Source organism: Glutamicibacter nicotianae (genome assembly GCF_002797775.1).
Lineage (GTDB): Bacteria > Actinomycetota > Actinomycetes > Actinomycetales > Micrococcaceae > Glutamicibacter > Glutamicibacter nicotianae.
Genome location: NZ_PGEY01000001.1, coordinates 615,191 through 630,159 on the forward strand (window position 1 = coordinate 615,191; position 14,969 = coordinate 630,159).

Annotated in this window: 7 protein-coding genes, 3 rRNA genes and 1 pseudogene; all 11 read left to right on the top strand. The window is 59.6% G+C overall.

Annotation, left to right across the window (positions count from 1 at the left end; genetic code table 11):
* The first annotated feature begins 285 nt into the window (after positions 1–285).
* Positions 286–1,811, top strand: a 16S ribosomal RNA gene (locus tag ATK23_RS02820).
* A gap of 596 nt (positions 1,812–2,407) precedes the next feature.
* A 23S ribosomal RNA gene (locus ATK23_RS02825) occupies positions 2,408–5,541 on the top strand.
* Between the two features lie 163 nt (positions 5,542–5,704).
* Positions 5,705–5,821: ribosomal RNA gene (gene rrf, locus ATK23_RS02830) — 5S ribosomal RNA — on the top strand.
* Together the 16S, 23S and 5S rRNA genes form the textbook arrangement of a ribosomal RNA operon.
* Positions 5,822–6,191: 370 nt before the next feature.
* Positions 6,192–7,199, top strand: a pseudogene (locus ATK23_RS16830) (hypothetical protein); the annotation flags it as partial.
* Positions 7,200–7,364: 165 nt separating this feature from the next.
* Complete coding sequence (locus ATK23_RS02840; protein ID WP_100339235.1) at positions 7,365–8,129, top strand: tetratricopeptide repeat protein; 765 nt, start codon at positions 7,365–7,367, stop codon at positions 8,127–8,129.
* Between the two features lie 48 nt (positions 8,130–8,177).
* Positions 8,178–9,185 (top strand): HAD-IIA family hydrolase, encoded by a 1,008-nt coding sequence (locus ATK23_RS02845; protein ID WP_038990318.1) that lies wholly within the window; start codon positions 8,178–8,180, stop codon positions 9,183–9,185.
* A 2-nt stretch (positions 9,186–9,187) separates the two neighbouring features.
* A complete protein-coding gene (locus tag ATK23_RS16205; RefSeq protein WP_157066294.1) occupies positions 9,188–9,361 on the top strand; it encodes a hypothetical protein in 174 nt (57 codons plus the stop codon).
* Positions 9,358–10,146 (top strand): TlyA family RNA methyltransferase, encoded by a 789-nt coding sequence (locus ATK23_RS02850; protein WP_066137492.1) that lies wholly within the window; start codon positions 9,358–9,360, stop codon positions 10,144–10,146. The genes ATK23_RS16205 and ATK23_RS02850 overlap by 4 nt, the downstream gene beginning before the upstream one ends.
* Positions 10,147–10,220: 74 nt before the next feature.
* Positions 10,221–11,246: an NAD kinase gene (locus ATK23_RS02855; protein ID WP_052253599.1), complete on the top strand. Its 1,026-nt coding sequence runs from the start codon at positions 10,221–10,223 to the stop codon at positions 11,244–11,246.
* Between the two features lie 117 nt (positions 11,247–11,363).
* A complete protein-coding gene (gene recN / locus ATK23_RS02860; protein ID WP_038990320.1) occupies positions 11,364–13,118 on the top strand; it encodes a DNA repair protein RecN in 1,755 nt (584 codons plus the stop codon).
* Positions 13,119–13,225: 107 nt separating this feature from the next.
* On the top strand, positions 13,226–14,905 hold the full coding sequence (locus tag ATK23_RS02865; protein ID WP_038990321.1) for a CTP synthase: 1,680 nt from the start codon (positions 13,226–13,228) through the stop codon (positions 14,903–14,905).
* Positions 14,906–14,969: the final 64 nt, after the last annotated feature.

Here is a 14,969-nt window from a genome sequence, read left to right on the forward strand (position 1 = left end):
AAATACCGAGTTGACAATGGTCATCGCGGTGGTAAGCTGGAAAAGTTGCTCCGGAGCGAAGCAGTGGCCATCAGAGGATGGCTGGTGTGGTGTCGAGAGTGTTTGTTGTTTGAGAACTCAATAGTGTGCCAAGTTTGTTGATACCGAATATTTTTATTTGGTGAATACATAACATTTGCTTGAGGCATTGCACCCCCGTGCAGTGTTCTTGAGTGTTTTATTATTCGCCAGGACTTCATCGGCTTCGCCCTTATTTTCCAAGGGGTTGCTGGTGGCTTTTTATTTTTTATGGAGAGTTTGATCCTGGCTCAGGATGAACGCTGGCGGCGTGCTTAACACATGCAAGTCGAACGATGAAGCCCAGCTTGCTGGGTGGATTAGTGGCGAACGGGTGAGTAACACGTGAGTAACCTGCCCCCGACTCTGGGATAAGCCCGGGAAACTGGGTCTAATACCGGATATGACCTCGTACCGCATGGTGCGGGGTGGAAAGATTTATCGGTGGGGGATGGACTCGCGGCCTATCAGCTTGTTGGTGAGGTAATGGCTCACCAAGGCGACGACGGGTAGCCGGCCTGAGAGGGTGACCGGCCACACTGGGACTGAGACACGGCCCAGACTCCTACGGGAGGCAGCAGTGGGGAATATTGCACAATGGGCGCAAGCCTGATGCAGCGACGCCGCGTGAGGGATGACGGCCTTCGGGTTGTAAACCTCTTTCAGTAGGGAAGAAGCGAAAGTGACGGTACCTGCAGAAGAAGCGCCGGCTAACTACGTGCCAGCAGCCGCGGTAATACGTAGGGCGCAAGCGTTATCCGGATTTATTGGGCGTAAAGAGCTCGTAGGCGGTTTGTCGCGTCTGCCGTGAAAGTCCGAGGCTCAACCTCGGATCTGCGGTGGGTACGGGCAGACTAGAGTGATGTAGGGGAGACTGGAATTCCTGGTGTAGCGGTGAAATGCGCAGATATCAGGAGGAACACCGATGGCGAAGGCAGGTCTCTGGGCATTTACTGACGCTGAGGAGCGAAAGCATGGGGAGCGAACAGGATTAGATACCCTGGTAGTCCATGCCGTAAACGTTGGGCACTAGGTGTGGGGGACATTCCACGTTTTCCGCGCCGTAGCTAACGCATTAAGTGCCCCGCCTGGGGAGTACGGCCGCAAGGCTAAAACTCAAAGGAATTGACGGGGGCCCGCACAAGCGGCGGAGCATGCGGATTAATTCGATGCAACGCGAAGAACCTTACCAAGGCTTGACATGTGCCAGACCGCTCCAGAGATGGGGTTTCCCTTCGGGGCTGGTTCACAGGTGGTGCATGGTTGTCGTCAGCTCGTGTCGTGAGATGTTGGGTTAAGTCCCGCAACGAGCGCAACCCTCGTTCCATGTTGCCAGCACGTAGTGGTGGGGACTCATGGGAGACTGCCGGGGTCAACTCGGAGGAAGGTGGGGATGACGTCAAATCATCATGCCCCTTATGTCTTGGGCTTCACGCATGCTACAATGGCCGGTACAATGGGTTGCGATACTGTGAGGTGGAGCTAATCCCTAAAAGCCGGTCTCAGTTCGGATTGGGGTCTGCAACTCGACCCCATGAAGTCGGAGTCGCTAGTAATCGCAGATCAGCAACGCTGCGGTGAATACGTTCCCGGGCCTTGTACACACCGCCCGTCAAGTCACGAAAGTTGGTAACACCCGAAGCCGATGGCCTAACCACCTTGTGTGGGGGGAGTCGTCGAAGGTGGGACTGGCGATTGGGACTAAGTCGTAACAAGGTAGCCGTACCGGAAGGTGCGGCTGGATCACCTCCTTTCTAAGGAGCTAACCATTATTGGTTGCCCATGCTGGACACGAGTGTTGTCCGGGTGGGTTGCTCATGGGTGGAATATCAATGGACTCAATACCGGAAAACGTGCTGGCTGATGCTGGTGCGGGGTATTGGCTGTGGCCGCGTGGTGCTTGGGCATCTGCTAGTACGCATTGCAGGGGGTTTTCTTCTTGCGGTGCTGGAATGCGGTGTGTGGGTGTTGTGTGGTTTGTATGGTTTGGCATGCTGTTGGGTTTTGAGGCAACAAGCCTCCTTTCCTGGTGAATGGTTGCCGGGGTTCTTCCTGTGGGGAGGGTCCTGGTGGTGTTCGCTTGGGTGAGGGGTTCTTGGTGTTTCGGTGTTTGTCCTGTGTTTGCTGCAAGGATGTCCTGTTGGATTGATGCTGGCCTTTGGTTGGTGTTGGTTTTGGGGTGTTGTTGCGGGGGTGCGGGGTTGTTGTTTGGGAACTGTATAGTGAACGCGAGCATCTTGCAGATGAGATGAGCTGGCTGGTCCTTTTCCTGGGATTGGTTGGTGTTGGAGTCTTGTCTGCGTGATTTTGTTAGATTGTTTTATTGCTCAATTCTGAGACTTTGATTTGTGTTGAAGTTTTTAAGGGCGCACGGTGGATGCCTTGGCATCAAGAGCCGATGAAGGACGTGGGAATCTGCGATAAGCCTGGTGGAGTCGATAACCGGACGTTGAGACCAGGATTTCCGAATGGGGGAACCCCGCACCATGTTATGTGGTGTGACCTGCAGCTGAATGTATAGGCTGTGTGGAGGGAACGCGGGGAAGTGAAACATCTCAGTACCCGCAGGAAGAGAAAACAACAGTGATTCCGTTAGTAGTGGCGAGCGAACGCGGATGGGGCTAAACCGGTTGGTGTGTGATAGCGGATAGGCGTTGCATCACCGGGGTTGTGGGGTTGACATGTACCAGTGCTATCTTGCTGGTGGGATGAGGTGCAGGCGTATAGGTGAATCGGTTGGAATGCCGGACCAGAGAGGGTGATAGTCCCGTAGGTGTAATGCGTGTCTGCCGTTCTAGTGTTGATACCCGAGTAGCACGGGGCCCGTGAAACCTTGTGTGAATCTGCCAGGACCACCTGGTAAGCCTGAATACTACTTGATGACCGATAGTGAATCAGTACCGTGAGGGAATGGTGAAAAGTACCCCGGGAGGGGAGTGAAATAGTACCTGAAACCGTGCGCTTACAATCCGTTAGAGCTGGGGACTTGTTCCCTGGTGATGGCGTGCCTTTTGAAGAATGAGCCTGCGAGTTAGTGTTACGTCGCGAGGTTAACCCGTGTGGGGAAGCCGTAGCGAAAGCGAGTCTGAATAGGGCGTTTGAGTGGCGTGATCTAGACCCGAAGCGAAGTGATCTACCCATGGCCAGGTTGAAGCGCGTGTAAGAGCGTGTGGAGGACCGAACCCACTTCAGTTGAAAATGGAGGGGATGAGCTGTGGGTAGGGGTGAAAGGCCAATCAAACTTCGTGATAGCTGGTTCTCCCCGAAATGCATTTAGGTGCAGCGTTGCGTGTTTCTTGCTGGAGGTAGAGCTACTGGATAGGCGATGGGCCCTACAAGGTTACTGACCTTAGCCAAACTCCGAATGCCGGCAAGTGAGAGCGCAGCAGTGAGACTGTGGGGGATAAGCTTCATAGTCGAGAGGGAAACAGCCCAGAACGCCAACTAAGGCCCCTAAGCGTGTGCTAAGTGGAAAAGGATGTGGAGTTGCTGTGACAACCAGGAGGTTGGCTTAGAAGCAGCCACCCTTGAAAGAGTGCGTAATAGCTCACTGGTCAAGTGATTCCGCGCCGATAATGTAGCGGGGCTCAAGCACACCGCCGAAGTTGCGTCATTCAAATATTAACCTGGTTTCGATTGGGTGTTTGGATGGGTAGGGGAGCGTCGTGTGGACGGTGAAGTCGCGGTGGAAACCAGCGGTGGAGGCCACACGAGTGAGAATGCAGGCATGAGTAGCGAATGACGGGTGAGAAACCCGTCCGCCGAATGATCAAGGGTTCCAGGGTTAAGCTAATCTGCCCTGGGTTAGTCGGGACCTAAGGCGAGGCCGACAGGCGTAGTCGATGGACAACGGGTTGATATTCCCGTACCGGCGAAGGACCGCCCATACTGAGCTGTGGATGCTAACCATGACGGATTCCAGTGTTGATGCCTTTTAGGTGTCTTGTTGGTTGATGTGGTGGGAACCGATGCAGTGAGGTCAGCGTATTAACAGGTGTGACGCAGGAAGGTAGCCGAGCCAGGCAATGGAATTGACCTGGTCCAAGGGTGTAGGAAGAGCGGTTGGCAAATCCGCCGCTCATGTTTCTGAGACCTGATAGGCGCCCCGTTTTCGGGGTGATTCGGTGATCCTATGCTGCCTAGAAAAGCATCGGCGCGAGGTCCCAGTCCGCCCGTACCCCAAACCGACACAGGTGATCAGGTAGAGAATACTAAGGCGATCGAGAGAATCATGGTTAAGGAACTCGGCAAAATGCCCCCGTAACTTCGGAAGAAGGGGGGCCTGCCCCGTGATGAGAACTTGCTTCTCTGATGCGGGTGTGGGCCGCAGAGACCAGGGGGAAGCGACTGTTTACTAAAAACACAGGTCCGTGCGAAGTCGCAAGACGATGTATACGGACTGACTCCTGCCCGGTGCTGGAAGGTTAAGAGGACTGGTTAGCCCTTGTGGCGAAGCTGAGAATTTAAGCCCCAGTAAACGGCGGTGGTAACTATAACCATCCTAAGGTAGCGAAATTCCTTGTCGGGTAAGTTCCGACCTGCACGAATGGAGTAACGACTTCCCCGCTGTCTCAACCATGAACTCGGCGAAATTGCAGTACGAGTAAAGATGCTCGTTACGCGCAGCAGGACGGAAAGACCCCGAGACCTTTACTATAGTTTGGTATTGGTGTTCGGTGCAGCTTGTGTAGGATAGGTGGGAGACTGTGAAGCTTGGACGCTAGTTCAGGTGGAGTCATCGTTGAAATACCACTCTGGCTGTACCGGTCACCTAACTTCGGACCATGATCTGGTTCAGGGACAGTGCCTGATGGGTAGTTTAACTGGGGCGGTTGCCTCCTAAAATGTAACGGAGGCGCCCAAAGGTTCCCTCAGCCTGGTTGGCAATCAGGTGTCGAGTGTAAGTGCACAAGGGAGCTTGACTGTGAGAGTGACAGCTCGAGCAGGGACGAAAGTCGGGACTAGTGATCCGGCGGCACCTCGTGGAAGGGCCGTCGCTCAACGGATAAAAGGTACCTCGGGGATAACAGGCTGATCTTGCCCAAGAGTCCATATCGACGGCATGGTTTGGCACCTCGATGTCGGCTCGTCGCATCCTGGGGCTGGAGTAGGTCCCAAGGGTTGGGCTGTTCGCCCATTAAAGCGGTACGCGAGCTGGGTTTAGAACGTCGTGAGACAGTTCGGTCCCTATCCGCTGCGCGCGTTGGAAATTTGAGAAGGGCTGTCCTTAGTACGAGAGGACCGGGACGGACGAACCTCTGGTGTGTCAGTTGTACTGCCAAGTGCATCGCTGATTAGCTACGTTTGGAAGGGATAACCGCTGAAAGCATCTAAGCGGGAAGCCTGCTTCGAGATGAGATTTCCATGCACCTTTGTGTGTGAGAGGCCCCCAGCTAGACCACTGGGTTGATAGGCAGGATGTGGAAGCAAGGACTGAAGACTTGTGCAGCTGACCTGTACTAATAGGCCGATGGCTTACAACACACAATAAAACAATGATTGAACTGATATTTTTCAATGCTGTTCGCGTTCACTATGCGGTTACGAGACAACAACCTCTAACCAATAAATACGGATGAGTTACAAGACTTTGTAGCACCGGAAAACACTGACCAGGAAATATTTGGTTTGTGTGCTTCGTGATTGTTACGGCGGTCATAGCGTGGGGGAAACGCCCGGTCCCATACCGAACCCGGAAGCTAAGGCCCATTGCGCCGATGGTACTGCACTCGTGAGGGTGTGGGAGAGTAGGTCACCGCCGGACTTAACCTAAGTGGGTTTGAGGCTCTAACCAGTGATGGTTGGAGCCTCACCTGTTTAACCCGTGCTGGTGGTGCGGGTGGCCAAGCGCAACGTCTGGCCTGTTCGTGTTTAAAGGGGTTCGGCCGCTGGCCGCTGCCGCGGCCCGCCCGCAACGGATCAGGCCGGCATTGAGCCGAAGAGAAAACCTAAGTGGAGTGACTGAGTGTCTTGCCACATTGCACCTGTTTCCCTATGGTATGTCTCGTGGCTCCCGTAGACTTGAAGTTAGATGTACATGCCTTTATGGCGTGCAGAATAGTTAATAGTGAAGTGATTTGCTAAGGCAATCACGAAGGTTGCGGTATTGAGATAGCCGCTGAAGGGGACATTAGATGTCTAACGAATTCCGCCGTAACTCCGACAACGGACGAGGCGACTTCCGGAACTCAAACTCAAGCCGCAACAACTCCCGCGATGGTTTCAAGCGTCGCGATGACCGCAGCGATTTCAAGCGCACCGACGATAACCGTGGTGGATTCCGCGGTGAGCGCCGTGATGACAACCGTGGTGGCGGGTTCAAGCGTAATGATGATCGTGGTGGTTTCCGTGGTGAGCGCCGTGATGACAACCGTGGTGGCGGGTTCAAGCGTAATGATGATCGTGGTGGTTTCCGTGGTGAGCGCCGTGATGACAACCGTGGTGGCGGGTTCAAGCGTAATGATGATCGTGGTGGTTTCCGTGGTGAGCGCCGTGATGACAACCGTGGTGGCGGGTTCAAGCGTAATGATGATCGTGGTGGTTTCCGTGGTGAGCGCCGTGATGACAACCGCGGTGGCGGGTTCAAGCGTAATGATGATCGTGGTGGTTTCCGTGGTGAGCGCCGTGATGACAACCGCGGTGGCGGGTTCAAGCGTAATGACGACCGTGGTGGTTTCCGTGGTGAGCGCCGTGATGACAACCGCGGTGGCGGGTTCAAGCGCAACGATGACCGTGGCGGTTTCCGTGGTGAGCGCCGTGATGACAACCGCGGTGGTGGCTTCAAGCGCAATGACAACCGCGATGGCGGGTTCAAGCGTGATGACAACCGCGGCGATTTCAAGCGCAACGATGACCGTGGCGGTTTCCGTGGTGAGCGTCGTGATGACAACCGCGGTGGCGGGTTCAAGCGTGATGACAACCGCGGCGGGTTCAAGCGCAACGATGACCGTGGCGGTTTCCGTGGCGAGCGTCGTGATGACAACCGTGGCGATTTCAAGCGCAACGATGACCGTGGCGGTTTCCGTGGCGAGCGTCGTGATGACAACCGCGGTGGCGACTTCAAGCGCGCCGATGACCGTCGTTCCAAGGGGGATCGTCCAGCACGCGAGGACCGCTTTGCCGACAAGCGCGAGAATGCACCACGCGCGCACAACCCGGGCGATCTGCGCATCTCGAACCGCTCCGATCGCGAACAGTCCCCGGACATCGATGAGGACGTTACTGGCAAGGAGCTGGACCGTGTAGCACGCGCACAGCTGCGCTACCTCGAAGAGCGTTCGGCAAGCTGGGTCGCCAAGCACCTGGTGATGGCTGGCCGCCTGCTGGAAGAGGACCCGGAACTGGCTTACCAGCACACCCTGGCGGCATCGCGCCGTGGCGGCCGCGTCGCCGTCGTGCGCGAAGCCGTTGGCATTGCCGCCTACCATGCCGGCAAGTACGCCGACGCGCTGCGTGAGCTGCGCACCCACCGCCGCATTTCCGGCTCGGACTACAACCTGCCGTTGATCGCCGACTCGCTGCGCGGCCTGGGCCGTGCGGAGAAAGCTATCGAGCTGGCGCACTCCGAGGAATGCGCCAACCTGGAAACTGCCGTCAAGGTCGAAATGCAGATGGTTGCTGCTGGCTCCTACGCCGACCTGGGTAAGCTGGACAAGGCACTGGCTGAGCTGGAGTCGCTGGAGCAGCTGAACTTCAACCGTGCCTTCTCCTTCAGCCCGCGCTTGTTCACCGCCTACGCTGACCTGCTCTCGGCTGCCGGCCGTGCAGAAGACGCGAAGCGCTGGAATGCACAGGTGGAGGTTGCCGAAAACGCCCTGGGCATCGAACGCGAAACCGAATCCTTCATCATGGACCTGGCTCCGGAGCTGGACGAGGAAGAGGAAACCCCGCGTGCCAAGGATCTGATCGAACCTTCCGAGTCCTCGGAAGCGGCTGCCGACGCAACCGCAGAAGAAGCTGAAGAGGCTGAAGACGAGCAGACCGGCATCGACGAGGACGATGACCTGAACGTGGTCGTCGAATCCGACACGGACGCCGCCGAAGCCGACGTGGAAGACGAATCGACGAAGTAAGCTTTGGCGTAGCAGCCAAATACCTAAAGTAGTAGGAACCACCACCGAATGCTGATCTCCGGATTTGATTCTGTCCTCTCCGATTTGGATGGCGTCGTCTATGCTGGCCCGAACGCCATTGACGACGCCGTCGAGTCGCTGAACACCCTCGCGGAAGTGAATGTCACACTGGCGTTCATTACCAACAATGCCGGGCGTTCGCCGATGTCGGTCGCGGCGCACCTGCGCCAGCTGGGTGTGAAGACCAGCGCCGAGCAGGTCTTCGGCTCGGCCGACGCCGGCGCGGAGATGCTGGCCCGCGAACTGAATCCGGGATCCAAGGTCCTGGTGGTCGGTTCCCCCTACCTGCGCGAATGCATTGCCGTGCGCGGGCTGGAAGTCGTCGAAACCCATAAGGAAGAACCCGTAGCGGTGATCCAGGGGTTCGACCCGGACATCTCGTGGACGAACCTGGCCGAGGCCAGCTATGCGATCAATAACGGCGCCGCATGGGTTGCCACCAACACCGACCTGACGATCCCGCGCGCCGAGGGCCTGGCCCCGGGCAACGGGTCGCTGGTCAACGCGGTGAAGCTGGCTACCAGCGTGGAACCGCGGGTGGCCGGAAAGCCCGAATCCTACCTGTTCGCACGGGCCGCCGACCGGCTGGATTCCCAGCGCCCGCTGGTCGTCGGCGACCGCCTGGACACCGACATCCTCGGTGGCTTCCGTGCAGGATTCTCCACCGCGCTGGTGCTCACCGGCGTCGACACCCCGCGCACAGCGCTGGGCGCTCCGGTCGAGCAGCGACCCAACTACCTCATCAACTCCCTGGCCGACCTGTACCGTCCCTACCCGACCATCAAGGTGCTCGGCTACGGCGTGCAGGTCGGCGACGCGGTCGCCAAGGTCGATCACGGCGCGATCGAAGTGACGGGCAGCGACCAGGACCTGAACGCCTGGCGCGCCGCCTGCCATGCCTGGTGGCTGGCCCACCCGCGCCAGTCGCGGCACGAAGAACCGGAAATCCGGTTCACCGAACGCGGGCTGGATGCCCTGCGGAAGGTGCGGGGCTAGCCATGCAGCCACAGGAACCTGTCCCAGGCCCCGGCCCCCGAGGGCTGGATGAGGCGGCAGTCGAGCAGGCGCTGTCCTCGCTGGCCGACCACGACATTACCGAGCATGCCGGAATCTATGAGCAGCTGCTTGCCCGCTTGCAGCACGAACTGAACCGTACGGAGCACGGCGCGTGAATCGCCTGGATCAAGAACTTGTCACCAGAGCGCTGGCGCGCTCGCGCACCGAAGCTGCCAAGCTGATCGATGCCGGGAGGGTGCTGCTGAACGGGCAGGCAACCGCCAAGGCCTCCAAGAAGGTGTCCGCGGCCGACGAGCTGGCCCTGGTGCCCAGCGAAGGCGAGGAGTACGTCTCTCGTGCCGGGCACAAGCTCGCCGGCGCACTAGATGTCTTTGCGACTATCGATCCTGCGGGCCTGCGCTGCCTGGATGCCGGCGCCTCCACCGGCGGTTTCACCGACGTGCTGCTGCGCCGCGGGGCAAAGTCCGTGGTCGCAGCCGATGTAGGCCATGGCCAGCTGGTCGATGAGATCCGCGAAAACCCGCGCGTCACGGTCCGCGAAGGGCTGAACGTGCGCTATCTGCTCCCCGAAGATATTGGTGGACCAGTCGACCTCGTAGTAGCCGACTTGTCCTTTATCTCGCTGCGCCTGGTGATCGACGCTTTGGCCTCGGCCACCAAGGACGGCGGCGGGCTGCTGCTGATGGTCAAGCCGCAGTTCGAGGTCGGGCGCGAGCATCTGAACCGTACCGGCGTGGTCACCGATCCGCAGCTGCGCCGCAGCGCCGTGGAAGCGGTCGTGGCCAGCGCGCACGCTGCGGGCCTGCAACTGCGCGGCTTGGCCCGCAGCCCCCTGCCGGGACAGGACGGCAACGTCGAATTCTTCCTCTGGCTGGCCGCCGGCGGGAATCCACAGCCTGCCGATGTGCCGCTCTTCGGGCAGGACGTTGACTATTCTTAGTAGTGACGTGTTTTAGCCGTGGTCGATAACCACGGTCATTTTGCACCTCGCGAAGCTGAGAGGGGCCGACCGCCTTGCGCCGAATCCTGATTTTCACCCATACCGGCCGCCAAGAAGCGATCACCGCGGCCATCGAAACCTGCGCCCTGCTCAATGAAGCAGGCGCCATCCCGGTGATGCGCCGCAAGGACCAGCTGGCGATGACCGAAGCGATCGGCGCGGCTGTGCCCTCGGTGCAGGTGCTCGACGAGGATTGCCAGATCGAAGACGTCGACTTGGGCGTGGTGCTCGGCGGCGACGGCTCGGTGCTGCGCGCCGCGGAACTGGTCCGCGAATCCCCGATGCCGCTGGTGGGCGTGAACCTCGGGCATGTGGGTTTCCTCGCCGAAGCTGAACGCAGCGAACTGGCCTCCACAGTCCAGGCGCTGGTCAATGAGACCTATACAGTGGAAGAGCGCATGACCATCGAGGTCAAGGTGTGGCTGGATAACGTCTGCCTTGCCGAGACCTGGGCCTTGAACGAAGCGGCCGTGGAAAAGGCCAACCGCGAGCGCATGGTCGAGGTTGTGATCGAGGTCGATGGGCGCCCGATCTCCACCTTCGGCTGCGATGGCGTCGTAATGGCCACGCCGACCGGCTCCACAGCCTATTCCTTCTCCGCCGGCGGACCGGTGGTGTGGCCGGATGTCGCGGCGCTGATCATGGTGCCGATCTCCGCGCACGCCCTGTTCGCCAAGCCCCTGGTCATTTCCCCGGATTCGATCATGGCCGTGGAAATGCTCACCCGCACCGATGCCGGCGCGGTGCTCTGGTGTGATGGCCGGCGCACCATCGAGTTGCCGCCGGGAGCCCGCGTGGAAGTGACGCGCAGCGATCGGCCGGTCTACATGGCCCGGCTGAACACGACCCCATTCTCCGAGCGACTGGTCAACAAATTCGAACTGCCGATTACCGGCTGGCGCGGTCCGGCAACGGAAGAGGCCCGCCGTCCGGCAACCACGGCATTGCCGGTGATCGGGCCGGGACTGCAAAGCGTCGATCCGCACTACCGCGATGAACCGGGGATCCCCATGGTGGGACGGCCTGAGGACCAGGGCTAACCGCCCGCATCAGCGAAAAATTCTCCACCCGCTCGAACATAGTTGCGAAAAATAGGATTAGAACACATATACTAAAAACGCACGGTACGACTTGAACTCGACATTCGGGAGCAGGCAATGATTCAGGAAATCCAGATCTCCAACCTCGGAGTGATTACCGAGGCCACGCTGCCGCTTGGCCCTGGGCTCACGGTAGTCACCGGTGAAACGGGCGCTGGCAAGACCATGGTGATCACCGCCCTGTCCCTGCTGCTTGGACGCCGGGCCGATGCCGGTGCGGTGCGCAACGGTGCCAAGCATGCCCTGGCCGAAGCCGTAGTGCACCTGCCCCCGGATCACCACGTGCTCGATGCCGCAGGCCAGGCCGGTGCGTTCATCGAGCCGGCGGGGGAGAACAGCGAGCTGCTGCTGTCCCGCTCGCTCTCGGCCCAAGGTCGTTCGCGGGCCACCATTGGCGGACGAAGCGCCCCGGTCGGGTTGCTGGCCGAGCTGGGCCATGATCTGGTTGCCGTCCACGGCCAGTCGGACCAGATCCGCCTGAAAGAACCTGTTGCCCAACGTGACGCGTTGGACCGCTTTGCCGGTAGCTCGCTGTCGCGCACGCTCAGCAGCTACCAGCGCGCCTATCGCCAGTGGCGTTCGGCTTCCAAGGAGCTGGCTGGCCTGAAAACCGATTCGCGCAACCGCGTACGCGAAGCAGAGAACTTGCGCCTGGCGTTGGACGAGATCGATTCGCTGGATCCGCAGCCCGGCGAGGACGAGTCGCTGCGCGAGCAATCCATGAAGCTGGGCAATATCGAATCCCTGCGTACCGCCTGCCAGCAGGCCCAGGCCATCATCGACTCCGAAGATTTCGAAAACCCGGGCGTGACGACCTTGGCCGAGACCGCCCGCGGCGTGCTGGGCCAGGCCAGTGGCGATGACACCGTGCTGGCGGCTTTCGCAGAGCGGGCAGCTGAATTGGGCATTCTTGCATCTGAGCTCTCCAGCGATCTTTCCTCCTACGTAGCCGACCTCGATGAAGAAGGCCCGGAGCGCTTGGCGCAGATTGAAGCCCGCCGTGCCGACCTGAACAAGCTCATGCGCAAGTACGCGCCGAGCATCGATGAGGTGCTGGCCTGGGCGGCCGAATCCCGCTCCCGGCTCGAAGAACTTGGCGGGGACGACTCGCGCATCGAGGAACTGGAAGTAGAAGTCGTCGACCTGGAGCACAAGGTTTCCTCGCTGGCCTCGGATCTCTCCGATGCGCGCCGCAAGGCAGCCAAGAAGCTCTCCGCGCAGGTTTCGGCCGAGCTGAAGGCCCTGGCGATGCCCGATGCCAAGCTCGTCATCGAGGTGAGCGAATTGGAAGAACCCGGCGGTTTCGGGCAAGACGCAATCTCCATGCTGTTGGCCCCGCATGCTGGCGCTTCGCCGCGGCCGCTGGGCAAGGGGGCCAGCGGCGGCGAGCTCTCCCGCGTCATGCTAGCCATAGAAGTCGTCCTGGCAGCCGTCGATCCGGTACCGACCTTCGTCTTCGATGAAGTGGACCAGGGCGTGGGCGGCAAGGCAGCGGTGGCCATTGGCGAGCGCCTGGCCATGCTGGCCAAGCATGTACAGGTCATCGTGGTGACCCACCTGCCCCAGGTGGCCGCCTATGCGGATCGGCATATCCGTGTGATCAAGAATTCAGATGCCAAGTTGAAGGCCGGAGCTGGCTACACTGCCAGCGACGTCATCAGCCTGGATCAGGAAGCCCGCGTCAAGGAGCTTGCGCGCATGCTCGCCGGCCAAGAGGAATCCGGCACCGCGCAGGCGCATGCCGAGGAGCTGCTCGAGGATGCCCAGAAGCTAGTGTCATCGCTCACCTCAAAGAAATTGGCGAAGGCCTAAAAGTCTTGGTGAACCCCTGAATTACGCGGATGCTATGGCATTAGCCGGTGGTGCACTAGAGTCTTATGAGGATGCGAAATATTGGAATGGTGATAGGATGAAATCCCGTGGTGCAGCGTAATTCAACTCGTGATTCTCGGTCGTCTGAAACGACAAAGCATATCTTCGTCACCGGCGGTGTGGCCTCTTCCCTGGGTAAGGGTTTGACGGCATCCAGCCTCGGACATCTACTTCGAGCTCGTGGTCTCTCAGTGACCATGCAGAAGCTCGACCCGTACCTGAACGTCGATCCAGGTACCATGAACCCTTTCCAGCACGGTGAAGTCTTCGTTACCGACGATGGCGCCGAAACCGACCTGGACATCGGCCACTACGAGCGTTTCCTGGACGAAAACCTGCCAGGTACCGCCAACGTGACCACCGGACAGGTCTACTCGACCGTCCTGGAACGCGAACGCCGCGGTGAATACCTCGGCGATACCGTGCAGGTCATCCCGCACATCACCGATGAGATCAAGCGCCGCATGCGCTTGGCGGCTACCGACCCGGGCGCCGGCAAGTCGGCTCCCGACGTGATCATCACGGAAATCGGTGGCACCGTTGGCGATATCGAATCCCAGCCATTCCTCGAGGCGGCGCGCCAGGTCCGCCAGGACATCGGCCGAAAGAACGCATTCTTCGTGCACGTTTCCCTGGTTCCGTTCATCGGCCCGAGCCATGAACTGAAGACCAAGCCTACCCAGCACTCCGTTGCGGCTTTGCGCTCGATCGGCATCCAGCCAGACGCACTGGTGATCCGCTCGGACCGGCCAATCCCTGCGGAGATGCGCGCCAAGCTCGGCCGCACCTGCGATGTGGACACCGAAGCAGTCATCAACTGCGCCGACGCTCCAAGCATCTACGACATCCCCAAGGTCATCCACTCCCAGGGCCTGGACGCTTACATCGTCCAGACCTTGGAGATGAAGTTCCGCGATGTGGACTGGGAGTCGTGGGATCGACTGCTCGAAGTCGTGCACAACCCGGCAACCGAACTGACCGTCGCTTTGGTGGGCAAGTACATCGATCTGCCGGATGCCTACCTGTCGGTCACCGAAGCACTGCGTGCCGGCGGTTTCGCCAACAACGCGAAGGTCAACATCCGCTGGGTGCCGGCTGACGACTGCGCTACCGAGGCAGGGGCTGCCAAGGCGCTTGAAGGCGCAGAAGCAATCTGCGTCCCCGGCGGCTTCGGCATCCGCGGCCTGGAAGGCAAGCTGGGCGCACTGCGCTTCGCTCGCGAAAACAAGCTGCCAACCCTGGGCCTGTGCCTGGGGCTGCAGTCGATGGTCATCGAATACGCCCGCAACATGGCTGGCCTCACCGATGCCTCGTCCACCGAATTCGATCCAGAAACCTCGACCCCGGTCATCGCTACCATGGAAGAGCAGCTGGAGATCGTCGACGGCAAGGGCGATCTGGGCGGCACCATGCGACTGGGCCTGTACGACGCGAAGCTGCTTGAAGGTTCGGTTCTTGCTGAAACCTATGGCAAGACCGAGGTCGCAGAGCGCCACCGCCACCGCTACGAGGTCAACAACGCATACCGTGCCCAGCTTGAAGAAGCTGGTCTGGTCTTCGCTGGCACCTCGCCAGACGGCAGCCTGGTCGAGTTCGTTGAACTGCCGAAGGACGTGCACCCGTACTACGTCTCCACGCAGGCGCACCCAGAGCTCTCCAGCCGCCCAACTCGCCCGCACCCGCTGTTCGCAGGTCTGGTCGAGGCAGCCCTGGAGCTGCGCAAGTAATACAGCTTGCCAGGGGTGAAACTCTGAAGGCAATGCGCGCCGGTCAGTACTGACCGGCGCGTTG

Bases quoted from the DNA above. Each gene is read 5' to 3' on its own strand.
- ATK23_RS02840 (WP_100339235.1), top strand. From the start codon at position 7,365: ATGGCTGGCCGCCTGCTGGAAGAGGACCCGGAACTGGCTTACCAGCAC.
- recN (WP_038990320.1), top strand. From the start codon at position 11,364: ATGATTCAGGAAATCCAGATCTCCAACCTCGGAGTGATTACCGAGGCC.
- ATK23_RS02845 (WP_038990318.1), top strand. From the start codon at position 8,178: ATGCTGATCTCCGGATTTGATTCTGTCCTCTCCGATTTGGATGGCGTC.
- ATK23_RS16205 (WP_157066294.1), top strand. From the start codon at position 9,188: ATGCAGCCACAGGAACCTGTCCCAGGCCCCGGCCCCCGAGGGCTGGAT.